The sequence below is a fragment of the Pacificibacter marinus genome, from assembly GCF_018860665.1.
GTDB lineage: Bacteria > Pseudomonadota > Alphaproteobacteria > Rhodobacterales > Rhodobacteraceae > Celeribacter > Celeribacter marinus_A.
This window is the reverse complement of the sequence record NZ_JAHKPK010000025.1, coordinates 95,221-117,007: the sequence shown is the minus strand read 5'-3', so window position 1 is coordinate 117,007 and position 21,787 is coordinate 95,221. Positions and strand designations below refer to the sequence as shown.

27 protein-coding genes and 1 tRNA gene are annotated in these 21,787 nt (G+C 52.9%); 16 read left to right on the top strand and 12 right to left on the bottom strand.

The window, feature by feature from the left end; all coding sequences use genetic code 11:
- Positions 1 to 3: 3 nt before the first annotated feature.
- From KO497_RS07850 to KO497_RS07840, 3 genes are all read right to left on the bottom strand, one after another.
- On the bottom strand, positions 4 to 465 hold the full coding sequence (locus KO497_RS07850; RefSeq protein WP_215943412.1) for a c-type cytochrome: 462 nt from the start codon (positions 463 to 465) through the stop codon (positions 4 to 6).
- A gap of 151 nt (positions 466 to 616) precedes the next feature.
- Positions 617 to 1,282: a lipoyl(octanoyl) transferase LipB gene (lipB, locus tag KO497_RS07845; RefSeq protein WP_215943411.1), complete on the bottom strand. Its 666-nt coding sequence runs from the start codon at positions 1,280 to 1,282 to the stop codon at positions 617 to 619.
- Entirely contained in the window at positions 1,252 to 1,410 is a 159-nt protein-coding gene (locus KO497_RS07840; protein ID WP_215943410.1) for a hypothetical protein, read from the bottom strand. The genes lipB and KO497_RS07840 overlap by 31 nt, the downstream gene beginning before the upstream one ends.
- Positions 1,411 to 1,615: 205 nt before the next feature.
- Between KO497_RS07840 and KO497_RS07835 the strand changes: the two genes are divergently transcribed.
- Positions 1,616 to 1,702 (top strand) — tRNA-Leu (locus KO497_RS07835).
- A gap of 217 nt (positions 1,703 to 1,919) precedes the next feature.
- Here KO497_RS07835 and KO497_RS07830 read toward each other — a convergent pair.
- Positions 1,920 to 2,483 (bottom strand): pyridoxamine 5'-phosphate oxidase family protein, encoded by a 564-nt coding sequence (locus tag KO497_RS07830; RefSeq protein WP_215943409.1) that lies wholly within the window; start codon positions 2,481 to 2,483, stop codon positions 1,920 to 1,922.
- Positions 2,484 to 2,582: 99 nt separating this feature from the next.
- Between KO497_RS07830 and KO497_RS07825 the strand changes: the two genes are divergently transcribed.
- Positions 2,583 to 3,827 (top strand): glycerate kinase type-2 family protein, encoded by a 1,245-nt coding sequence (locus KO497_RS07825; protein ID WP_215943408.1) that lies wholly within the window; start codon positions 2,583 to 2,585, stop codon positions 3,825 to 3,827.
- Here the strand turns inward: KO497_RS07825 and KO497_RS07820 are convergent, their stop codons facing one another.
- From KO497_RS07820 to KO497_RS07805, 4 genes are read right to left on the bottom strand one after another with little or no spacing between them, the layout of a single operon-like run.
- Complete coding sequence (locus KO497_RS07820) at positions 3,828 to 4,877, bottom strand: YeeE/YedE family protein (RefSeq protein WP_215943407.1); 1,050 nt, start codon at positions 4,875 to 4,877, stop codon at positions 3,828 to 3,830. It abuts the gene before it with no gap.
- Positions 4,878 to 4,907: 30 nt separating this feature from the next.
- Positions 4,908 to 5,273 (bottom strand): ArsR/SmtB family transcription factor, encoded by a 366-nt coding sequence (locus tag KO497_RS07815; protein WP_215943406.1) that lies wholly within the window; start codon positions 5,271 to 5,273, stop codon positions 4,908 to 4,910.
- Between the two features lie 18 nt (positions 5,274 to 5,291).
- Positions 5,292 to 5,783 carry a GlcG/HbpS family heme-binding protein gene (locus KO497_RS07810; protein ID WP_215943405.1) on the bottom strand — a complete coding sequence of 164 codons (492 nt, stop codon included), beginning with the start codon at positions 5,781 to 5,783 and terminating at the stop codon, positions 5,292 to 5,294.
- A 31-nt stretch (positions 5,784 to 5,814) separates the two neighbouring features.
- On the bottom strand, positions 5,815 to 6,237 hold the full coding sequence (locus KO497_RS07805; RefSeq protein WP_252729564.1) for a thioredoxin family protein: 423 nt from the start codon (positions 6,235 to 6,237) through the stop codon (positions 5,815 to 5,817).
- Positions 6,238 to 6,380: 143 nt separating this feature from the next.
- Here KO497_RS07805 and KO497_RS07800 point away from each other — a divergent pair, with 143 nt between their 5' ends.
- The 11 genes from KO497_RS07800 (at position 6,381) to KO497_RS07750 (ending at position 15,546) form a co-directional block, all read left to right on the top strand.
- On the top strand, positions 6,381 to 7,136 hold the full coding sequence (locus KO497_RS07800; protein WP_215943404.1) for a cytochrome c biogenesis CcdA family protein: 756 nt from the start codon (positions 6,381 to 6,383) through the stop codon (positions 7,134 to 7,136).
- 1 nt (position 7,137) lies between these two features.
- Positions 7,138 to 7,743, top strand: a complete 606-nt coding sequence (locus KO497_RS07795) for a thioredoxin family protein (RefSeq protein ID WP_215943403.1) — start codon at positions 7,138 to 7,140, stop codon at positions 7,741 to 7,743.
- Positions 7,744 to 7,890: 147 nt separating this feature from the next.
- On the top strand, positions 7,891 to 8,364 hold the full coding sequence (gene soxX / locus KO497_RS07790; RefSeq protein WP_215943402.1) for a sulfur oxidation c-type cytochrome SoxX: 474 nt from the start codon (positions 7,891 to 7,893) through the stop codon (positions 8,362 to 8,364).
- A 37-nt stretch (positions 8,365 to 8,401) separates the two neighbouring features.
- Positions 8,402 to 8,818 (top strand): thiosulfate oxidation carrier protein SoxY, encoded by a 417-nt coding sequence (soxY, locus tag KO497_RS07785; RefSeq protein WP_215943401.1) that lies wholly within the window; start codon positions 8,402 to 8,404, stop codon positions 8,816 to 8,818.
- A gap of 30 nt (positions 8,819 to 8,848) precedes the next feature.
- The gene (gene soxZ, locus KO497_RS07780) at positions 8,849 to 9,178 is read left to right on the top strand and encodes a thiosulfate oxidation carrier complex protein SoxZ (protein WP_215943400.1); all 330 of its coding nucleotides are present in this window, start codon (positions 8,849 to 8,851) and stop codon (positions 9,176 to 9,178) included.
- 26 nt (positions 9,179 to 9,204) lie between these two features.
- Positions 9,205 to 10,065, top strand: coding sequence for a sulfur oxidation c-type cytochrome SoxA (gene soxA / locus KO497_RS07775; RefSeq protein ID WP_215943399.1), 861 nt, complete (start codon positions 9,205 to 9,207; stop codon positions 10,063 to 10,065).
- Positions 10,066 to 10,177: 112 nt separating this feature from the next.
- A complete protein-coding gene (gene soxB, locus KO497_RS07770; RefSeq protein ID WP_215943398.1) occupies positions 10,178 to 11,875 on the top strand; it encodes a thiosulfohydrolase SoxB in 1,698 nt (565 codons plus the stop codon).
- 95 nt (positions 11,876 to 11,970) lie between these two features.
- On the top strand, positions 11,971 to 13,266 hold the full coding sequence (gene soxC, locus KO497_RS07765; RefSeq protein WP_215943397.1) for a sulfite dehydrogenase: 1,296 nt from the start codon (positions 11,971 to 11,973) through the stop codon (positions 13,264 to 13,266).
- Entirely contained in the window at positions 13,250 to 14,305 is a 1,056-nt protein-coding gene (locus tag KO497_RS07760; protein ID WP_215943396.1) for a c-type cytochrome, read from the top strand. The genes soxC and KO497_RS07760 overlap by 17 nt, the downstream gene beginning before the upstream one ends.
- Positions 14,306 to 14,400: 95 nt before the next feature.
- The gene (locus KO497_RS07755; protein ID WP_215943395.1) at positions 14,401 to 14,835 is read left to right on the top strand and encodes a DUF302 domain-containing protein; all 435 of its coding nucleotides are present in this window, start codon (positions 14,401 to 14,403) and stop codon (positions 14,833 to 14,835) included.
- Positions 14,836 to 14,889: 54 nt separating this feature from the next.
- The gene (locus KO497_RS07750; protein WP_215943394.1) at positions 14,890 to 15,546 is read left to right on the top strand and encodes a Crp/Fnr family transcriptional regulator; all 657 of its coding nucleotides are present in this window, start codon (positions 14,890 to 14,892) and stop codon (positions 15,544 to 15,546) included.
- 19 nt (positions 15,547 to 15,565) lie between these two features.
- Here the strand turns inward: KO497_RS07750 and KO497_RS07745 are convergent, their stop codons facing one another.
- Together KO497_RS07745 and KO497_RS07740 are read right to left on the bottom strand one after the other, a co-directional pair.
- Positions 15,566 to 15,769 carry a YgaP family membrane protein gene (locus KO497_RS07745; RefSeq protein ID WP_215943393.1) on the bottom strand — a complete coding sequence of 68 codons (204 nt, stop codon included), beginning with the start codon at positions 15,767 to 15,769 and terminating at the stop codon, positions 15,566 to 15,568.
- 177 nt (positions 15,770 to 15,946) lie between these two features.
- Entirely contained in the window at positions 15,947 to 17,446 is a 1,500-nt protein-coding gene (locus tag KO497_RS07740; RefSeq protein ID WP_215943392.1) for a CoA-acylating methylmalonate-semialdehyde dehydrogenase, read from the bottom strand.
- A gap of 140 nt (positions 17,447 to 17,586) precedes the next feature.
- On the opposite strand from KO497_RS07740, the gene KO497_RS07735 reads away from it, so the two are divergent.
- The 3 genes from KO497_RS07735 to coaD all read left to right on the top strand — a co-directional run bounded on the left by KO497_RS07735 (position 17,587) and on the right by coaD (position 19,662).
- Entirely contained in the window at positions 17,587 to 18,477 is an 891-nt protein-coding gene (locus KO497_RS07735) for a LysR family transcriptional regulator (protein ID WP_215943391.1), read from the top strand.
- Positions 18,478 to 18,534: 57 nt separating this feature from the next.
- A complete protein-coding gene (locus tag KO497_RS07730) occupies positions 18,535 to 18,969 on the top strand; it encodes a CBS domain-containing protein (RefSeq protein WP_215943390.1) in 435 nt (144 codons plus the stop codon).
- Positions 18,970 to 19,164: 195 nt separating this feature from the next.
- A complete protein-coding gene (gene coaD, locus KO497_RS07725; RefSeq protein WP_215943389.1) occupies positions 19,165 to 19,662 on the top strand; it encodes a pantetheine-phosphate adenylyltransferase in 498 nt (165 codons plus the stop codon).
- Positions 19,663 to 19,747: 85 nt separating this feature from the next.
- Here coaD and KO497_RS07720 read toward each other — a convergent pair whose 3' ends face one another.
- Positions 19,748 to 20,398, bottom strand: coding sequence for a MarC family protein (locus KO497_RS07720; RefSeq protein ID WP_215943388.1), 651 nt, complete (start codon positions 20,396 to 20,398; stop codon positions 19,748 to 19,750).
- 380 nt (positions 20,399 to 20,778) lie between these two features.
- Positions 20,779 to 21,780, bottom strand: a complete 1,002-nt coding sequence (gene gap, locus KO497_RS07715) for a type I glyceraldehyde-3-phosphate dehydrogenase (protein ID WP_215943387.1) — start codon at positions 21,778 to 21,780, stop codon at positions 20,779 to 20,781.
- Positions 21,781 to 21,787 lie beyond the last annotated feature (7 nt).

The window sequence follows — 21,787 nt, the reverse complement described above, 5'->3', positions numbered from 1 at the left end:
TTCTTACTCGGCAGGGGCCGCGTCTTCTGTTGGCATGTCTTCCACTGGCATCTCTTCGACAGCGGGTCCAACGGACGCCAAGTAAGCGGCAACGTCTGAGGCGTCTTTGAGTTTGAACGACATTTTGGATTTTGCCGCCGTATCAAGCTGCGCGCTCAAGAATTTTTTTGGATCTTGCACATATTCAACCAAAAGCTCTTCGGTCCAAACCAGACCTGCCGCACCGACCGCAACCAAGTCGTCACCGTATTTTGTAAAGCTTTCTTCTGTTCCAGCTGTACGCCCGATCACGCCATAAAGGTTCGGACCGGTTTTGCCGCCTTTGAAAATCACGTCATCGCCATTTTCGACCGTGTGACAGGCTTTACATTTTTTCATATCTTTTTCGCCTTTGACGGCGTCACCTGCATAGGCAGATGTCGTGGCTAAAAGGGCAGCGGCAGTGAGAGCGAACATCTTAGTCATCGGAATCTCCAACGTGAGTCGTTTACGGTTGTATAGACAATAGCGCTTGTATCTTAAGATGCGAGTTCGAGATTGTCGCAGGGCGCGTTTGGCGCCGTTCTTGGGCATTATTTGTGAATAAGCGATACGATAGCGCGGCTTTTTTCGGTTTTTACTGCGGGTCTGGCGCATCTCCGAACACATCGTCAAAGGCACGACGCAAGGCTATATCCACATCATCCATGGTGACCGGCAGGCCCAAATCCACCAAAGACGTCACGCCATATTCTGTGATGCCACAAGGCACGATGCCATCGAAATGCGACAGGTCCGGCTCGACGTTGATCGACAATCCATGAAATGACACCCATTTTCGAATGCGCAACCCGATTGCGGCCACTTTGTCTTCGGCCTTCTTGCCCGTCACGGTCAGCGGTTTGTCGTCGCGTTCAACCCAAACGCCGACACGCCCCTCACGAATTTCACCTTTGATATTGAATTCCGCCAAGGCCGCGATCACCCATGTTTCCATGTCATGTACAAATTTGCGCACATCGCGCCCGCGTTTGTTCAGGTCAAGCATAGCGTATGCGACCCGTTGCCCAGGCCCGTGATAGGTATATTGCCCGCCGCGCCGCGTGTTATAAACAGGGAAGCGATCTGGTTGCACGAGATCTTCGATCTTGGCGGATGTGCCGGCTGTGTACAAAGGCGGGTGTTCGACCAACCATATCAGCTCATCCTCTTCACCCTTGGCAATCGCATCCGCACGCGCTTCCATAGCGGCCAGCGCCGTGTCGTAATCGGTCAAGCCGTCTGAGATTTTCCATTCAACCATAGTGTATCAGGGCAAAACCCTGCCTCCTTGAGCACAGGGACATAGGTGCTTGGCATTGGAATGTCACGCCCATCCGAAATTTTGATCGCAGCTTTCGCGCCAGCACGTTTCTCGGCTGCAATGCTCATTCATTCGGGTCCGCAGGCAATGGAGCTCAATCTCTTGCGCCCAAACACTTCGACCCAAAAGGGTTTGCCTAAATCCACATCAGGTCGAAAAGACGATGACATTTGGTGGCGTCATTGGCTTGTCATTTTTTTCCTACAAAGATCATTTTTGGCCTTTCCATCCATCCGCACCTTCGTTAGATACGCCTCACCAAGTCAAGACTGTGCGGTCGTGGCGGAATTGGTAGACGCGCAGCGTTGAGGTCGCTGTGGGGTAACACCCGTGGAAGTTCGAGTCTTCTCGACCGCACCATTTACTTTCCAGTAAATTACCTTTGCTCTTATGAATAAGAGATATAACAAAGGTTTAGGCATGGCCTTATCCCCTCATTTACCTCTAAGTTGACCAATCATGCGAATAGACATGTTTGTTCTTTATTCAGGGCAGATTTTGTCAGTCAAACCGTTATTGTAACGCTGGCCTAAGCGCGCTTATTGATGTGTGCTGGCGGTGAGAATGCGGCGCAGGCTTAAGGCGCGCGCCACACACCGCGCCAGCCATCGCGGCGCTCATAGTATGCGCGGGTATGAACAGGCGCAGCCAAAGACACCACATCCATGTCGAACAAGGTCATACGTAGGATTGCGAAGCGAGCCTGATCAGGCTGGCGCGCATAGGATGTGGCTGTTGGAATGTCTGATCCCGGGGGCGGGGTCACGCCATAGTTGGGCAAGGCCAGATCGGGTAAGGCCGACCATGCGGCTTGCGCCTCAAGCCCCTCAACAATCTCGATCGTGCCAGACAGACGCAATTGTAGTTGTAAATCCTCACGCCAAAGGGTGAGCGCCGCGCGGGGGTCATTGGTGATTTCAGCGCATTTTGGGGTCGCGGCATCCGTGAATATATCAACAGATGCACGTGACCTGTCACTGGCACGCAAAACGACACTGCGGGCTGCGGGTGCACCACCTTGACCGACGGTCGACAGTGTCGCAACTTGCGCTTTGCGCTTGTCCGCGACGATCTGTGGGACCAATGCGGACCATGCAATGGTTGAAAATTGTGCAAGGTCTGCGGGATGTGGTGCATTCATGTCATGTGTCATGGGTTTAAACTGGCCTGTGTCACGTCGTATTGCAAGCTGCTGGACGCGGGTGCACTTGCATGTGATAATTAGAGTATGCAGATTGATATGAACGCCCCGACGACGCCCTTGAATTTTTCCGAAATGCGCGAACGTGCTTTTGAAGTGTTTATGGCGGGAGTTGGTGAAGCCGATCCGGCCAGTGCTGTCGAAGAGGCCTTGAAAAACCGTACTTTTGTACGCCCTGCCATCGTTGCCGTTGGTAAGGCTGCGCGCACGATGGCGCAGGCTGCTATGAAACATGTCCAGGCTGAAACTGTTTTGGTCGTGACCAATTACGAGAACGCGGAACCCCTTGATGGCGCTGAAGTCCGTGGAGCCGCGCATCCTGTCCCTGATGTTGAAGGTGCACGTGCCGCCCAGCGGGTTGAGAGCGTGCTGAGCATGGCCCAAGGCGATGTTATCGCTTTGATTTCTGGCGGTGGGTCTGCTTTGCTGCCCGCGCCCGTTATGGGGGTCAACCTAGAAGACAAGGCCGCAGTGAATGCGCTTTTGCTCGCCTCTGGGGCTGATATCGTCACGATGAATTTGATCCGCCAGCAGCTGTCGCGTCTTAAAGGTGGCGGACTTTTGCGTGCGGCCAGCCCGTCGTTTGTCACCACTTTGGTTCTGTCCGATGTGGTGGATGACGATTTGCGTGCCATTGCCTCTGGCCCATCTGTGTCGCCTATTGGAACGCGCGCGGATGCTGTCGCAGCTTTGAAGTCATTGCAGGTTTGGAACAGATTGCCTGAATCTGTGCGCAAACATTTATTGCAGGTCGAGCCAGACCTTGGACCGTTGCCTGATAGTGAAACCATTTTGATTGGATCGAACGCGCGGTCTGTCGCGGCGATGGCGCGTGCTTGCGGCGGTGTGGGGCAGGGGGTTCACCTGTTTCCAACGCCTCTTGAGGGTGACGTGGACGCCGCAGCCCATGTGATTTTAGACTGTGCCAGCGAGCCCGGCATATTTCTGTTCGGTGGCGAGACTACTGTAAAACTTGCTGGCCGAGGGCTTGGCGGACGCAATCAGGAATTGGCGCTGCGTGTGGCAAAGCTTGCCGGTGAACGTGGGCTTGACGACTATGTGTTCTTGTCTGGAGGCACCGATGGACGCGATGGCCCAACGGATGCGGCGGGCGGTCTTGTGGATGGATCAACGCTTGCGCGCCTCAAATCGGCAGGTGTGGACCTCAATGATATCTTGGCGCGCAACGACAGCTATCACGGACTTGAGGCGGCGGGAGATCTGTTGAAAATCGGCGCGACGGGCACGAATGTCGCTGATCTTCAGGTGCTTATGCGGCGTTGATCAGGTGACGGGTGAAAAGCCGTAAATCAGGTGTCGCAGGCCCAATGCGGCGCCAGCGATAATGGCCACCACTGTGATGGGGGCCGAAAAGGCCAGCACTGACATGGCGGAAATGCCTTGCCCGATGGTGCAACCAAAGGCCAAAACCGCGCCGACACCCATCAAAGCTGCCCCGCCAATTTGGCGTTTCAATTCGCGTGGATCATCGCAGGCCTCCCATCTGAAATGACCTTTGATCCGCGACCCAATGGCCGCACCGATCAACACACCCGCCACAGATCCAATACCAAAGCTTGGCGTCGTGGCCGAAGACATCATCAGAAAAAACAGCGTATCGCCAATGGGCGCGGCAAAGGAATGGGACGCAAGGGGGACGGCCTCAAACGTAAGATGTGACAGCCAAGCAGTGCCTGCCCAGCCAGAGGTGATTGCCAAGCCAACAATGCCGCCCCACAGAATGGATTTTGGGTCAGACACGAACGATTTTGAACTCAGCGCAAGGATAAGAACGGCAAGGCCGATGCTTAGTCCTGCAGGCACCAAAGGCACGCCGTACCCATTGAGCCAATGCGCGATGCCAGCAGGGTTTTGCGCGGGCGCAGGCGGAAATAAAACAACGCGCAGCTCTGCCAGTGGCCCGTTCAACGCCATATAACTGAACAGCCCCATGACGATCACGATGACGAAATTGCGCAGGTCGCCGCCGCCAAGGCGCGCCAATGCCCCAAAGCCGCAGTTGCCGGCCAAGGCCATGCCGTATCCGAACATCAACCCGCCCAGAATGGACGCCGCAGGGGACCATCGCAATGCTAAGAAATGGGACGCCGTTGGGTCAAAGCCAGAAAGCCCGATAAGAGTGAATACACCGATGATTGCCACGCCAATCGCCACACCCCATTGGCGCGCACGGATATATGAGCCTTGGTATAAGGCATCCTCAATTGCACCCATAGAGCAAAAACGCCCAAGCCGCGCAGCCAAGCCAAGTCCAATGCCTCCAGCACAGCCGATCAGGGCCGCCAATGCGCCCGGACTTAAAATATCAAGCATATGTCCTCCCTATCGGTGGGAGAGGCGGGGCTAGTTGCCGCGCTTTTCCGCACCGTTATCTGCGCCACAAAACAGGTCGTAGATAACTTCAAGGATGCGTTTGGGGCGATCATCGGTCAAGGAATAATAAATTGCTTTGCCGTCGCGCCGTGGGGTCACAAGCCCTTCAAGGCGTAGCCTTGCCAGTTGTTGGCTGACGGCAGCTTGGCGGGCAGATAGCAGGTCTTCCAACTCTGTGACCGATTTTTCCCCCGTGACGAGGTGACACAAAATCATCAAGCGCCCCTCGTGAGACAGCGCTTTGAGCAAGTTTGAAGCGTCACAGGCACTCGACATCATTTTGTCGAGTTCTGCGTCAGATAGATCGTCCGAAAACACTGGCAAAGAAGAGGTCATCGCCCCAGTCCCTTATTGTTAAAACGCGATATCATCCAATATCGCATCAATCCCGTCTTGAGCACAGCGCTCGTCAATATCCGGCCCTGGTGCCCCTGATACACCAATACCCGCGACAATAGAACCCGCGGCTTCGATCATCAGCCCGCCACCAAGCGCGAGGGGTTCTGACAGTTCGCGGATGCCCGCCATCATCTCGCCTGGGGCCGTGATGGTGGCAAGGTCTAATGTCGAGGTGCGAAAAGACACGGCCGTCCAAGCTTTGCGGCGCGCGGTCTCGAACACGTGCAAACCTGCATAGCGGTCGCGCAGATACACTTGCGGGATACCAAAGCGGTCAACAACCATAACGCCGACCTGATAGCCCTGTTCGCGGCAGCTTTCCATCGCGGCCACGCGGGCCACTTCGGGTTTGAGCACTTTGAAGGTGACAAAGGCGTCATCGTCTTGGGCAAAGCTTGGGTATGCCGTCGCAGTCATTAGGGCAAAGGCGGTGAAAATGCGTTTCATATCAGTGTCCTCCCGTTTATTATTTCTATTTTTATTCAGTGGCTTCCTCGCCGAAGTCGCTGTGGTTTTGCAACGTCACAGTCAGCATCGCCCAAAACATTTCATCGCCGCCGTAGCCCTCGATCCGTGCTTGTTCGACACCGTTTTCGACCAAAACAAATGTGGGCGTGATCGCGAGTGGCCCTTTGAATGTGATGTCTTTTGGAGGCTCGGCGCGCAGATCCATGCGGCGCAGCGGGGCAAATTTGCCCTCTGGCGTTTTGGGATAGATGTCAGAGATTTCTGCATTCCAGCGCGCGCAATAGATGCATCCGTCCTGTTCCACCATGATCAGCTGCGTACTGGTTTTTGAAAGGGGGGCCATTTTCTCGGCTTGATCTGCGGCAGCTGCGCCAAAGAACATCACAAGGGGGATGCACAAAAAACGGGCTAGAATGAAACGACGTGTTTGCATAAGGATGTCGAGACCACTGGATTTGATTGCAAAGAATGTTTGTTGACGTCTGCTTAACAATCAACATAATTTGAATATGTGAATAACACAAGGTTTTCACTGCGCAAAACACCTCGCGCAGGTAAGGCCGAGGGAGGAATAATATGTTAGATGTGACGGTGGTCTCCGCTTTTCTAGGGGGGCTGATTGTGTTTTTTTCGCCCTGCATTCTGCCCATCGTGCCGTTTTACCTGTCCTATATGGCGGGTACATCGATGGGAGAAATCTCTGAGGATGGTCAATTGGCGCCAGGCCTGCGCAAGCGTGCTGTCATATCATCTATCATGTTTTCGCTTGGTATTATCACGGTTTTTGTCGCTCTTGGTGCTGCCGCGTTTTCCTTTTCGCAGGTGTTTCGCGGCCAACAAGATCTGTTTCGCATCCTCGCCAGTGGCATCGTGTTTGTCATGGGGCTGCATTTCTTAGGTGTTATTCGAATTGGCATTTTAAATCGCCAGTTCCAGATGGATGCGGGCGATACCTCGAACATGAGCGTGTTTGGCTCTTACGTTGTCGGGCTGGCCTTTGCTGCGGGCTGGACGCCTTGCGTGGGCGGTGTTTTGACGGCGGTGGTCTTTACCGCTTCGGTTGAAGAAACCGCTGTGAAGGGCTTGATCATGATGCTGGTTTTCGGCGTCGGGATGACCCTGCCGTTTGTTGTGGCGGCTGTGTTTATCAAGCCATTTTTGAAATTCGCGGCTAAATTCAGACGTCATTTGCCCAAGGTTGAAAAACTCATGGGGGCATTTTTGATTGTCTTCGCCATTCTTATTCTAACCAATTCTGTCAATATGATCGCGGCTTGGATGTTGGAAACCTTTCCGGCCTTCACCAAAATCGGATCAACTGGGAGCCTATAAAATGTTTCATATCTCACGTCGCACCTTTGGCGCGCTCGCGCTTGGTTTTGCCTGCACATTAACCCCAGCTTTTGCCGCCGTATTGGGGGATGACGGTTTGCACAAAGCGCCATGGCTGCGCGAAACGTTCAAAGACCTGCGTGAAGATTTGGAAGAGGCCACAGCCGAGGGCAAGCGCTTGATGGTGATGATCGAGCAGCGTGGCTGCATCTATTGCACCAAAATGCACGAAGAGGTGTTTCCCGATCCGGAAGTGACGCAAATGATCGAGGACAATTTCTTTGTCGTTCAGATCAACATGTTTGGCGACGTAGAGGTGACTGATTTCGATGGGGAGGTCTTGTCCGAAAAGGACATGGTGCAAAAATGGCGGGCTTTGTTTACGCCCACGACCTTTTTCTTTCCCCAAGAGGTCCCTAAGGGGTTAAGCGCGCCTGAGGCGGCTGTGTCCACTGTGCCCGGCGCTTTTGGCCGTATGACCACCTATAATATGATGGCTTGGGTGCTTGAGCAGGGCTATGACACCGATGTGCCCTTTCAAAAATATCATGCAGACCGCGTGGCACAGCAGCAAAAGGCAGGTACACTGCGCCTTGACGCTCAATGATTCTAATAAGATAACATCCTTCGTCCGTTTTGCGATTTGATCGCTTTTACAAATATTAAAATTCTGTTTTTTGAATTTGTTCTTGCGCCAATGCGAAATGCTGGTCTACGGTATCTGACAATACACAAGTCTTTCTAGGGAGGAGACATGAAACGCATCGCAACGACACTCGTCGTACTTGGCCTAACGGCTGGTGCCGCACTCGCAGAGGTAACGCCAAATGACGTTGCCTATGTTGATGGCGCAATCGCAGACTCTTTGACTGGTGTTGCTGGCAACGCTGAAAAGGGACGCGAAATCTTGACATCTAAAAGTCTCGGCAACTGCGTGGCGTGTCACGCGGCTGAGGCTTATGACGACATCTCTTTCCACGGCGAAATCGGCCCCATGCTTGATGGTGTGGGATCGCGTTGGGAAGAAGCTGAAGTCAGGGGCATCGTGGCCAACGCCAAGATGACCTTTGAGGGCACAATCATGCCCGCTTTTTATAAAACAAATGGCTACATTCGTCCGGGCGATGCCTACACAGGCAAAGCCGCAACAGGAGATTTGCCACCGCTTTTGAGTGCGCAGCAGATCGAAGATGTGGTCGCCTACCTTATGACGCTGAAAGACGAGTAATCGCTTTGAGCTGGCTGGAATTTTTGAGGAGAACACTATGAATCTCACACGACGTGACGCTCTTGCGCTTGGGCTTGGGGCGACGGCTGCTTCATTATTGCCTTTGCGCGCTGTTGCTGCCGCTGACGATGCGATTGCCGCCTTTACGGGTGGTGCAGAAATCGGTTCTGGTGGTATCACTTTGACCGCACCTGAGATTGCTGAAAACGGCAACACTGTGCCTGTGTCAGTTGATGCGCCTGGGGCCGTTTCTATTATGGTTTTGGCGACCGCAAACCCGACACCTGGCGTGGCGACCTTTAACTTTGGTCCATTGGCTGGGTCGCAATCTGCGTCTACGCGGATGCGTTTGGCGGGGACGCAAGACGTTGTTGCGATTGCCAAAATGGCAGATGGTTCTTTTGTGAAAGCATCGAGCACTGTCAAAGTAACCATCGGCGGCTGCGGCGGCTAACTTAACCGACTAATCTAGGAGACCCTATCAATGGCATCAGGTGTAAAACCCCGCGTGAAAGTCCCCAAGTCGGCAGCAGCTGGCGAGACAATCACCATCAAGACACTCATCTCTCACATCATGGAATCTGGTCAACGCAAAGACGGTGATGGCAACATCATTCCGCGTTCGATCATCAACCGTTTTACCTGCGATTTCAACGGTCAGTCCGTGATCGATATTAAAATGGAAGCGGCCATTTCGACCAATCCATATTTCGAATTCGACGCTTTGGTTCCCGAAGCTGGCGAATTTAAATTCACTTGGTATGACGATGACGGCGATATCTATGAAGACGCTAAAGCTATCGCAATCGCATAAACCAAGCGCTTAGGGAGGAGACACGCATGAAAACGAAATTGCTTAGCAGAGTGCTTGGCACGGCGGCGCTTTCGGCTTTGGTATTTGCAGCACCTGTGCTTGCAGATGAAGAGGCCGAACTGGTCATCAATGGCGAGCTAGAGATCGTTACCAAAACCGCCGCGCCAGCCCATTTGTCAGACAGTCTTGACGAAATTCTATCTGGATGGCGCTTTCGTTCGGATGGGACGCAAGCGATGCAAATGGATGATTTTGACAATCCCGGCATGTTGGGCGCTGAAGTTGGCCTTGACCAATTTGAGACGGTTATGGGGTCAGAGGGCAAAGCCTGCGCTGATTGTCATAACGGTCCTGAAAGCCTGTCCACAGTGCGTGCCACATATCCGAAATGGAATGAAAGCGCGGGCGAAGTTCGTACTATTCAGATGCAGATCAACGATTGTTTGACGACGCAAATGGGTGCGGAGCCAGAGAAGTACGACAGCGCTGCAATGTTGAATTTTGAAGCTATGCTTGCGGTTGCGGCGCGCGGCACACCGATCAATGTTGCGATCGATGGGCCTGCTCAATCCACATGGGAGCAGGGCAAAGAGATGTATTACACGCGTTTTGGTCAGCTTGAATTGTCTTGTGCCAATTGTCACGAAGACAATTATGGCAATATGATCCGCGCCGATCATCTGTCGCAAGGTCAGATCAACGGTTTTCCAACATATCGTTTGAAAAACACCAAGCTCAACGGGTCGCATTCACGCTTTAAAGGCTGTATCCGCGACACGCGCGCCGAGACCTTTAACGCTGGTTCGCCTGAGTTCGTTGCACTTGAGTTGTATGTCGCGTCACGTGGCAATGGACTGTCGGTCGAGGGACCGTCTGTGCGCAACTAAGTCATAGAAGACCCCGCCAGAGATATGTCTGAGCGGGGTCTTCTTTCTAATTATATATTCAAGTTTACGCATAAGAGGTCGCGCGCGACCCTTGCGATTTTCGGAGCCAAATATGATCAATCGTCGTGATTTTCTTCAGGTGTCCATGGCCGCTTCTGCCGTGGTTGGTGCGTCAGGATTTGGCGATTGGTCGCGTTTGGCTGCGCAACAGCTTTTGACCCAAGATCAGTTGTTGGATTTTGACACTTTTGGCAATGTGTCTTTGATTCATGTGACCGACATCCATGCGCAGCTTAAACCGATCCATTTTCGCGAACCCAGCATCAATATCGGTGTGGGCGACAACAAAGGCCAAGTGCCGCATATCACCGGTGCGGATTTTCGCAAGCTTTACGGCATCGATGACGGATCAGCGTCTCATTATGCGCTGACGTCCGATGATTTCGCAGCTTTGGGACAGACCTATGGCAAAGTGGGCGGTTTAGACCGCGTGTCGACCGTGATCAATTCGATCCGCGCTGCGCGCCCCGATGCGTTGCTGCTGGATGGAGGGGACACATGGCATGGGTCCTACACCTGTTATCACACCGAAGGCCAAGACATGGTCAATGTGATGAACGCGCTGAAACCTGATGCGATGACCTTTCACTGGGAATTCACACTGGGGTCTGATCGTGTGCGCGATATTGTGCAGGACTTGCCGTTCGCTGCCTTGGGTGCCAATATCTATGACGCGGAATGGGACGAGCCTGCCGAGGATTTCGAGCCTTACAAATTCTTCGTACGTGGCGGGGTGAAAATCGCTGTCATCGGGCAGGCTTTTCCTTACATGCCCATCGCCAACCCCGGTTGGATGTTCCCCGAATATTCATTCGGCATCCGCACAGAGCGCATGCAAGAGGTCGTTGACGAGGTGCGTGGGCAGGGGGCCGAATTGGTGGTTCTGTTGTCGCACAACGGCTTTGACGTGGACAAAAAAATGGCTGGACTGGTCAAAGGCATCGATGTTGTCTTGTCGGGGCACACCCATGACGCCTTGCCGGAACCTGTTTTGGTGGGCGAGACGATCATCGTCGCCTCTGGGTCCAACGGAAAATTTGTGTCTCGTGTGGATTTGGATGTGCGCGATGGCCGGATGATGGGCTTCCGACATAAGTTGATCCCTATTTTCTCTGACGTGATCGAGCCTGACAAAGCTGTCACCGAATTGATCGACGCACAGCGCGCCCCATATGAGGCAGCCATGTCCGAAGTGATTGGCGAAACTGATGGCGTTTTGTACCGTCGTGGCAATTTCAACGGCACATGGGATGATCTGATTTGTGACGCGCTGTTGTCTGAACGCGAGGCTGACATCGCGCTCAGCCCTGGCGTGCGTTGGGGGCCGTCATTGATGCCCGGCGATCAGATCACCCGCGAGGACATCTTTAACACCACCTCAATGACTTACCCCAATGTTTATCGCACTGAAATGACAGGTGAATTGATCAAAACGATCATGGAAGATGTGGCCGATAATATCTTTAATCCTGACCCCTATTATCAGCAGGGTGGCGATATGGTGCGCCTTGGTGGGCTTGGCTACCGTATCGATGTGACCAAACCGCAGGGGTCGCGAATTTCGGACATCACTATGCTGAAAACCGGTGAGCAACTGGACCCTTCGAAATCATATGTCGTTGCGGGCTGGGCATCCGTCAATGAGGGCACTGAAGGTCCCGAAATCTGGAATGTGGTCGAAGATCATATTCGCAAAATTGGCACCGTGCACCCGACCGAGAACACCTCGGTGAAAGTCGTCGGCGCTTAAATCTATTGGCCGTCTTGCCGATCTGGCAGGGCGGTTTTTAAACCTCAGTTTCATTCACATAGTTGAATGAAAGAATGCATAAGGGAGACATCCCCATGACTGACAAACGGATTGAAACGACACTAATTCAAGCCCCATCGCGGCGCGCGTTTTTGCGTGGGGCGGCGGCCACGGGCGCGGGGCTTGCCGCCAGTGCCGCCAGTGGTCAAGATATCCCCGATCCACTGATCACCGAGGTTCAAGATTGGGCTTCAGGCACGGGGGATGGGGTTGATGCGACGCCTTACGGATTGCCCATCGAATTTGAAAGCGATGTGATCCGTCGCAATGTGGCTTGGCTCACGGCAGACACGATTTCATCGATCAATTTTACCCCTATTCATGCCCTTGATGGCACGATCACGCCCCAAGGCTGCGCGTTTGAACGGCATCACTCTGGGGCGATTGAGCTGAGCAAAAGTGACTATCGCTTGATGATCCACGGATTGGTCGATACTCCGCTTGTGTTCACCTATGCCGATTTGGAACGCTTCCCCCGCATCAACAAGACGTTCTTTTTGGAATGTGCTGCCAACACTGGCATGGAATGGGCGGGCGCGCAGTTGAATGGCGCGCAGTTCACCCATGGCATGATCCATAATATGGAATATTCGGGCGTATCTTTGCGTAGCTTGCTGAACGAGGCGGGCCTGACTGCCGCAGGTGATTTCAAAGACAAATGGGTTTACGTCGAGGGGGCAGATGCCTCATCAAACGGGCGCTCTATTCCGCTGGAAAAGGCGCTTGATGATGTGATGATAGCCTTCAAAGCCAATGGCGAAGCCCTGCGTAAAGAGCACGGCTATCCGGTGCGTTTGGTCGTGCCCGGTTGGGAAGGCAATATGTGGATCAAATGGTTGCGCCGTATTGAGATCACCGATCAAGCCATTGAATCGCGTGAAGAAACGTCGAAATACACTGACACATTAGAAGACGGCACAGCGCGCAAATGGACATGGGTGATGGATGCCAAATCTGTCGTTACCTCGCCCAGTCCACAAGCGCCGATCGCGCATGGCAAAGGGCCTTTGGTGATCACAGGTCTAGCGTGGTCTGGCCGTGGGGCCATCATTGGGGTTGATGTGACGATTGATGGCGGCAAAACGTGGCAAAAGGCCCGTTTGGCCGCCCCCGGTCAGCCGATGGCGCTGACACGGTTCTATTTGGATATCGATTGGGATGGCTCAGAAATGTATCTGCAAAGCCGCGCCCATGACGACACCGGCTATGTGCAACCGACTAAAACGCAGCTGCGCGAGGTGCGTGGGCTCAATTCGGTTTATCATAACAACTGCATTCAAACGTGGTGGGTCAAAGCAAACGGGGAGGCCGAAAATGTCGAAGTATCTTAAACTGGCACTTGTAACGGCGATCACCACTGGCTGCCTTAGCGCGCCCGTTCTGGCCGCAGGCCTTGGGGTGGGGCGTGTCGCACTGCCTGAGGAAATCGCGGCTTGGGACAAAGACATCGCGCCCGATGGCACGGGGCTGCCTGTTGGATCTGGCTCTGTTGAATATGGCGAAGAGATTTTCTCTGAGACTTGTGCAAGTTGCCACGGTGAGTTTGCCGAAGGCGTGGACAATTGGCCTAAGCTTTCGGGGGGCATGAACACCTTGGATCGCGAAGACCCCGTGAAAACGATAGGGTCATATTGGCCATATCTGTCAACAACTTACGATTATATCCGCCGTTCTATGCCCTTCGGCGGGGCGCAGACCCTATCGGATGACGATGTCTATGCCATGGTCGCCTATATACTGTATTCCAACGATCTGGTGGATGACGATTTTGTCCTCTCGAATGAGAACTTTCTTGACGTTGAAATGCCGAATGCTGGCGGTTTTATCGTCGATGACCGCACTGTCACCGAATACGCGCATTTTACATCTGAGACGGCCTGTTATGAGAATTGTAAAGATACGGTCGAGATCACCATGCGCGCCGCTGTGTTGGATGTGACGCCAATAGAAGACACGCCTGACACCGTGGTTGAACCGGTGCAAGAAGCCGCTGTTGAGGTGGCTCCTGTCACGACTGAAGAATCTCCAGCGGTCATCGCAGCCTTTGACGCCGATCTGGCGGCAGCTGGTGAAAAGGTCTTTAAAAAATGCAAAGCCTGTCACCAAGTGGGCGAGGGCGCAAAAAACAGGGTCGGGCCGATGTTGAACGGCGTGGTTGGGGCATCCGTCGCCCATGTGGATGGGTTTAAATATTCCAATGACCTATTGGCGGCAAAAGACGCAGGCCGTGTTTGGGATGAGGCTTTGATATCAGAGTTCTTGGCCAAACCGAAATCCGTGTTCAAGAAAACAAAGATGAGTTTTGCAGGCCTGAAAAAGGACAGTGAAATTGCATCTGTGATTGAATATTTGAAATCTGTGTCGCAGTAATTTTTGAGCGATCTTTGGACAAAGGCGGCGTGATGCCGCCTTTATTCGTTTGCAGCGTTGATCTATGCTATGATCAAGCTAGAAAGGATTTTGTCATGAGAAATAATCTGTTAGCTCTCGTTCTGAGTTTCGGAATTGCCTCACAAGCCAGCGCCGGTGAGGCGATTTTATATGACTACGATGGCACGTTCGAGGACGCGGCATTCGCGGTTGAAGACGCCATCGTGTCAAAAGGTTTGGTGATCGACTACCGCTCGCACACAGGCGAAATGTTGGAACGCACCCGTGAGACCGTGGGGTCTGATGTGGTTCTGTTCGACAACGCAGATATATTTTTATTTTGCTCAGCCGTAGTGTCGCGCAAGGTGATGGAAGCGGACCCGATGAACATCGTACATTGTCCATTTTCTATTTTCGTTGCCGACCAAGCAGGTAAGGTGACAATAGGTCATCGTGACTATCCCGAAGGCCCGATGCAAATGGTTGAAGACTTGTTGACTGAAATTGTGACAGAGGCCACGTCGTTTTAAACAACAAGGCAATGAACATAGCCGTTTTGGTTATGCACAAAGGCAAAGGCGACTATGGACTGGATTGATAGATTTGCAGGGCTGTCTCAGCTTGAGGACAGCTTGCGCAACACCTTGGTGTCGAAATCTCAGATCGTGAATCTGCCCCAAAAAACCGTGCTGTTTGGCCCTGGGAATTCGCCTGAAAACCTATTGCTGTTGCTGGACGGCGTCGTGCGTGTGCAACAGATTACAGAAGGCGGGCGCGAGATTGTCCTGTACCGCGTACATGCGGGCGAAAGCTGTGTGCTGACGACAGCCTGTCTGTTGGCCTATGAAAACTACGCCGCCGAAGGCATTGCAGAGACCGACGTCAAAGCGGTAGCGATTCCGCGTATTGTGTTTGATGATCTTGTGGCTGGCTCGAAATCGTTCCGGAATTTCGTGTTCTCAGCTTATTCGCGCCGCATTACTGATTTGTTCCATGTGATCGAAGAAATAGCCTTTCAAAAGGTCGATATTCGTCTGGCGCATAAACTGGTGGAACTGGCAGGACCAGATGACAAGTTGTCAGCGACCCATGCGCAACTGGCCGCAGAGCTGGGCACAGCACGCGAAGTGATTTCGCGGCAATTGCAAGAGTTCCAGCGCCGCGGATGGGTTTCCACCGCCCGAGGCGCAGTCACGTTGACGGATCGCAGCGCTTTGGAAACCCTGTCTGAAGCAGGGTAGCGCAAAGCGCGTTGAGCCTTTATTTTTTGATTTTACAGGTGTTGATCCCGATGAGGGAATACAAAGCGCAACTGCTCATCAAACCCGTGACCAAGGGCACGATACCGATGAGGTAGAGCCAGCGGTAAGCTGCGTCTGCGTTGATCACAAACCCAGCCAAAAGCGCGACTCCGACGACGATGCGGATGATACGGTCAATCTTGCCGACATTCTTAGAAAACATGGTGTAACTCCCCTGATGTTTTATTGAACATCGCATAAGTGGCGCGGGGCTGTCTGTGACAAGGTCACCAAGTTCAGCTGAAATCCTGTTTTGAAACGAATGTTGGAAATTGAATAGAAAAGGGCGGGCTTTCTAACGACAACCCGCCTCATTAATCGTATTTGTGTAGTTTAGCGCTTAATCGAGCGCTTTGAAATTCAACGCAGCGCCATCTTTGATGCCAGAATACCAACGGGATGTGACGGTTTTCGTCTTGGTGTAGAACTTGAACGCGTCAGGACCGTATTGGTTCAAATCGCCAAAGGCTGATTTTTTCCAGCCGCCGAACGAAAAGTAAGACAAAGGCACTGGGATCGGGAAGTTGATGCCCACCATGCCCACATTGACACGAGACGCAAAATCACGCGCTGTGTCACCGTCAGCGGTATAGATCGCGGTGCCGTTGCCGTATTGGTTGTCCATGACCAGTTTGAGCGCGTCTTCGTAATTGTCTGCGCGCACTGTGGTCAATACAGGGCCAAAGATTTCTTCTTTGTAGATGTCCATGTCCGGGGTCACGTCATCAAACAGTGTTGGGCCGATGAAATAGCCGTTCTCATAGCCTTGTAACGCGAAATCACGCCCGTCGATGGCCAGCGTCGCGCCTTGCTCAACACCAGAGGCGATAAGGCCTGTGATGCGTTCCAAGGATGCGGAGGTGATCACAGGCCCATAATCCACGTCGTCGCCCGCCGTATAAGGACCGACTTTCAAGGCTTCGATTTTGGGCAGCAATTTCGCAACGAGTTTGTCAGCCGTGTCTTTGCCCACGGGCACAGCCACAGAAATCGCCATACAGCGTTCGCCTGCCGCGCCAAAACCAGCGCCGATCAATGCGTCAGATGCTTTGTCGAGATCCGCGTCCGGCATGATGATCATATGGTTTTTCGCGCCGCCAAAACACTGCGCGCGTTTGCCATTGGTGGCTGCACGACCGTAGATGTATTGCGCGATTGGCGTTGAGCCAACAAAGCCGACTGCTTGGATCGTGTCATTGTCGAGCAGGGTATCAACAGCTTCTTTATCGCCGTTAATCACTTGCAGCACGCCATCAGGTAGACCCGCTTCAGAAAACAATTCCGCCAAACGTAAAGCTGTAGAGGGCACGCGTTCGGAGGGTTTCAAGATCATCGCGTTGCCGCACACAATCGCAGGGGCCATTTTCCACAGCGGGATCATCGCAGGGAAATTGAACGGCGTGATGCCTGCCACAACGCCCAAAGCTTGGCGCATAGAGGTCAAGTCGATGCCTGGGCCTGCGCTGTCCATGAATTCGCCTTTGAGCATCGCAGGCGCGCCCATGCACACTTCGACCACTTCCAAACCGCGCTGGACGTCGCCTTTGGCGTCTGGGATGGTTTTGCCGTGTTCACGTGCAACGAGTTCGGCCAACTCTTCCATGTGCTCATTGATCAAGGCACCGAATTTCATCATGACACGGGCGCGACGTTGTGGGTTCACTTTGGCCCATTCCACTTGCGCAATCGCGGCTTTTTCAACCGCGTCTGCAACTTCATCAGGGGTCGCAAGCGGCACACGCGCTTGAACTTCGCCTGTGGCTGGATTGTAAACGTCTGCAAAGCGGCCAGATGTGCCTTTGACGTGCGCGCCGTTGATGTAGTGAGTGAGCTCTTGCATGAAATCCTCCTAAGGCATTTTTTTCCAATCTACTCTTGCGAAAATGTCTGAAAAAGAGGCAATAATTCAAAAAAGAAATGCAAAAATGCAAAACCCTGTGAGGCGATGTGCATTTGAGCAGATAAATACGGGGTGAGTAGATGAATTGGGATGATATACGCGTGTTTTTGGCTGTGGCACGCACCGAAAGCCTGTCTGGGGCTGGACGCGCACTGAAAATGGACCCTGCAACAGTGGGGCGGCGGGTGGCACGTCTTGAGCACGGCATGAGCGTGACATTGTTTGCCAAGTCTCCACAGGGGTATGATTTGACACGTGACGGTGCACGATTGTTGACCCATGCGGAAGACGCGGAAAAGGCCATGACCTTGGGCGCGGCTGATTTGGAAGGCAAGGGGGACACATTGAACGGGGTGATCCGTTTGGGTGCACCAGATGGCTGTGCAAATTTTGTTTTGCCTAAAGTCTTGGCGCGCATCGCGGCTCAGCATCCTGATTTGCAGGTGCAAGTCGTGGCCTTGCCGCGGGTGATCAGCCTGTCCAAGCGCGAAGCGGATCTGGTGATTTCTGTCAGTGCGCCGCAAACGGGGCGTCTTTTGGTGCAAAAGATAACGGATTATCACCTCTCACTGGCGGCGATGCGCTGGTATCTGAAGCAAGAAGGCGAGATCGAAACCCTAGATGATGTGAAAAAACATAAGATTGTCGGTTATGTCCCCGATTTGATTTTTGATAAAGAACTCGACTACTTAGACAGTATCGGTGGTGCCACGGCGGATTTTTCATCGAATACGGTGTCGGTGCAGTTGCACATGATCAAAGCGGGTTTGGGGGTCGGTGTCGTGCATGATTTTTGCCTACCACATGTTCAACGCATGGTGCGCATTTTGCCTGACGATTTTCGGCTCAAGCGGGCTTTCTATTTGATCCGTCATGCGGATGATCGCAAGGTGGAACGCCTTACGCGATTTGCCGATCTTTTGGTGAGTGAGATGAAAATTGTCGTCGAAGAGCTTGAAGGTGATGCTTGACACATGAGGCTGTCTGACGGACGCTGAAGGTGGGAGCAGGACAATTAAGGAGGAATTATGTTAGTCGGTCAGATTCTAAAAGAAAAAGACATTGCAGAGATTGTTACAATCGGACCAGATATGACGATTGCCGCAGCTGCAGAGCTTTTGTCATCGAAAAAAATCGGTGCTGTTATTGTTCAAAGCAAAGTCGGCGGGTTTGATGGCATTTTGTCCGAACGTGATGTTGTGCGTGAGCTGGGCAAAGAAGGCGCAAGCGTGTTGAAGCGCAAAGTGTCCGACTTGATGACGACAAAGCTACAAACATGCGTGTCCGATGACACCGCTTTGGCCGTGCTTGAACGCATGAGCTCGGGGCGTTTTCGCCACATGCCTGTGGTCGATGGCGGAAAATTGGTGGGCCTTGTGTCTATCGGCGATGTGGTGTCCGCGCGGTTGTCGCAGCTTGCGATGGAAAACTCGGCCCTTGAGGGCATGATTATGGGGCATTGATGGAGCGAGAATGATCCATCACCCTCTATCGCCATTGCTGAGAGCTTTGTCTGTCAGAATGGGGTAGAGGCCCTGTTCAGTGAATGCTTTGATGTGGGGCGGTGACAGTTTCAAGCTGAGGTGAAAAACTGTCGACTTGTGCTTGCAATTGGGGGCGCAATATTGTTGCGTTCGCTCAAGCAAAAGGAGAATGCGATGCGCATTGGGCTATACCCTGGAACCTTCGATCCAGTCACTCACGGTCATCTTGATATCATCCGCCGAGGCTGTGCCTTGGTGGATCGTTTGGTGATTGGTGTCGCAATCAACCGATCCAAGGGACCATTGTTTTCTCTTGAGGAACGTGTGGCCATGCTTGAGCCGATTTGCGCACAATTGTCGCAAGATACGGGATGCGAAGTGGTTGTTCACCCGTTTGAAAACTTGCTGATCCAATGTGCGGCGGATGTCGGGGCGTCAATCATTGTACGAGGCTTGCGAGCTGTCGCCGATTTTGAATATGAATATCAGATGGTTGGCATGAATAGAGCGCTGGACGATAGTATCGAAACCGTGTTTTTAATGGCCGAAGCGCGGCATCAGGCGATTGCCTCTAAACTGGTCAAAGAAATCGCACGCCTTGGCGGTGACGTGTCCAAATTCGTCACGCCAGAGATCGAGCTGCGCTTGAAAGACAAGCTGGGCAGCCGCTAAATTGGGACTTTAACAGCAGATCAACGACAAATCGCTGCAATTATACTTCTGCGACGGCGTTCATGACATTAGGTGTTCGGGGGCGTTAGAAGTCTGGAATGACGCCAATGGCCACAAAACCTTGCAGCACTGTGTCGACCGCAACTGCTGCTAAAATCATGCCCATCACACGGCTGACAATTGCAGCCCCTGTGTCGCGCAGTATCCGCAAAATGGGGCGCGCAGCCAGCAGTATACCCAGTGTGATGATCAAGATGAGGGTCATGACCGTGGCTGTCATCATTTGATGGGCCACTGAAAAACGATCATTGTCTGTTAACATGACCACCGCCAACATGGCACCCGGCGAGGCGATAGATGGCATCGCCAAGGGAAAGACTGCCACGCGGCGTGCGTGCAAAGATAGGGATTTCGTTTCTGGGGATGTCTGCCCCGTTTCCTGTTGGGGTTTCCCATCCCCAAAAATCATCGTCATGGCAAAGAGAAACAGCACAAGGCCGCCAGCAATTTGGAACGATGGCAAACCGAGGCCAAGCGCGTCCAGCACAACCTGACCAAAGACAATAAACACCAACAAAATCGCGAAAGCTGTCGCAGTCGCACGTATGGCGACTTTTCTGGAAAGCCGAGGGTTCAACGAGGCTGTCGCGGCGATAAAGACGGGAAGAGTGCCGATAGGATCAATCACGACCCAAAGGGTAATAAATTCGCTTAGGATCGTCTGGAAATTAATCATGAATTGGATAAATCGTCATTTTGGGGGCATATGGGCTCAGACCTACATATGCTCATTCATGGGCGGAAAATCAATGAGCAAGCCGACAAAGCTTGAGGGGGATTGCAAAAAAAAAGCCCCGCACAGGGCGAGGCTTTTGAATGTTGTAATCGTGACCGCGCAAGCAGGGCTTGCACAGGCATCTACATCTGCCTTTACAGGAATTTTCCCATCGCAACGGCTGTGTCGGACATACGGTTTTTAAAGTCCTGCGCAAGCAGGGCTTGCACAGGCTTCAACGTCTGCCTTTACAGGAATTTTCCCATCGCAACGGCTGTGTCGGACATACGGTTTTTAAAGTCCTGCGCAAGCAGGGCTTGCACAGGCTTCGACGTCTGCCTTTACAGGAATTTTCCCATTGCAACGGCTGTGTCGGACATACGGTTAGAAAAGCCCCATTCGTTGTCGTACCACGTCAGGATGCGCACCATTGTGCCTTCCATGACCTTGGTTTGGTCTGTGTGGAAGATCGAAGAATGCGGGTCGTGGTTGAAGTCAGAGGACACGAGCTGTGCGTCTGTGTAGCCTAGAACGCCTTTGAACGGGCCGTTTGCAGCGTCACGAATCAACTGGTTTACTTCTTCGACAGTTGTGTCGCGGGCCGCTTCAAATGTAAGGTCGACGACTGACACATTCGGTGTTGGAACGCGGATAGAGACGCCATCCAATTTGCCGTTGAGCTCTGGCAACACAAGGCCCACAGCTTTCGCGGCGCCGGTAGATGTCGGGATCATGGACAAAGCTGCCGCACGCGCGCGGTAAAGGTCTTTGTGCATGGTATCAAGCGTTGGCTGATCACCTGTGTAAGAGTGGATCGTGGTCATAAAGCCTTTAACGATACCGATGCTATCGTTGAGAACCTTCGCCACAGGAGACAGACAGTTGGTCGTGCAAGAGGCGTTGGACACGACGATGTCGTCGGCTGTCAGTTGGTCGTCATTCACACCAAACACGATGGTTTTGTCGGCGTCTTTGCCCGGCGCGGAAATCAACACGCGGCTGGAGCCGTTGTCGAGGTGCGCTTGGCAAGCTTCTTTAGATGTAAAGATGCCGGTACATTCCATTACAATGTCGACGTCAGCCCAAGGCAGGTCCGCAGGGTTGCGGATCGCTGTGACTTTGATCGGGCCACGACCCACATCGATTGTGTCTTCTGTGTGGGTCACTGGGAACGGGAAGCGACCGTGTACAGAATCGTACTGCAACAGGTGCGCGTTAGTGGCCACTGGGCCAAGATCGTTGATTGCGATCACTTCGATGTCTGTGCGACCAGATTCGATGATAGCACGCAGAATATTACGACCGATCCGACCAAATCCGTTGATTGCGACTTTTACCGCCATTTCAGCA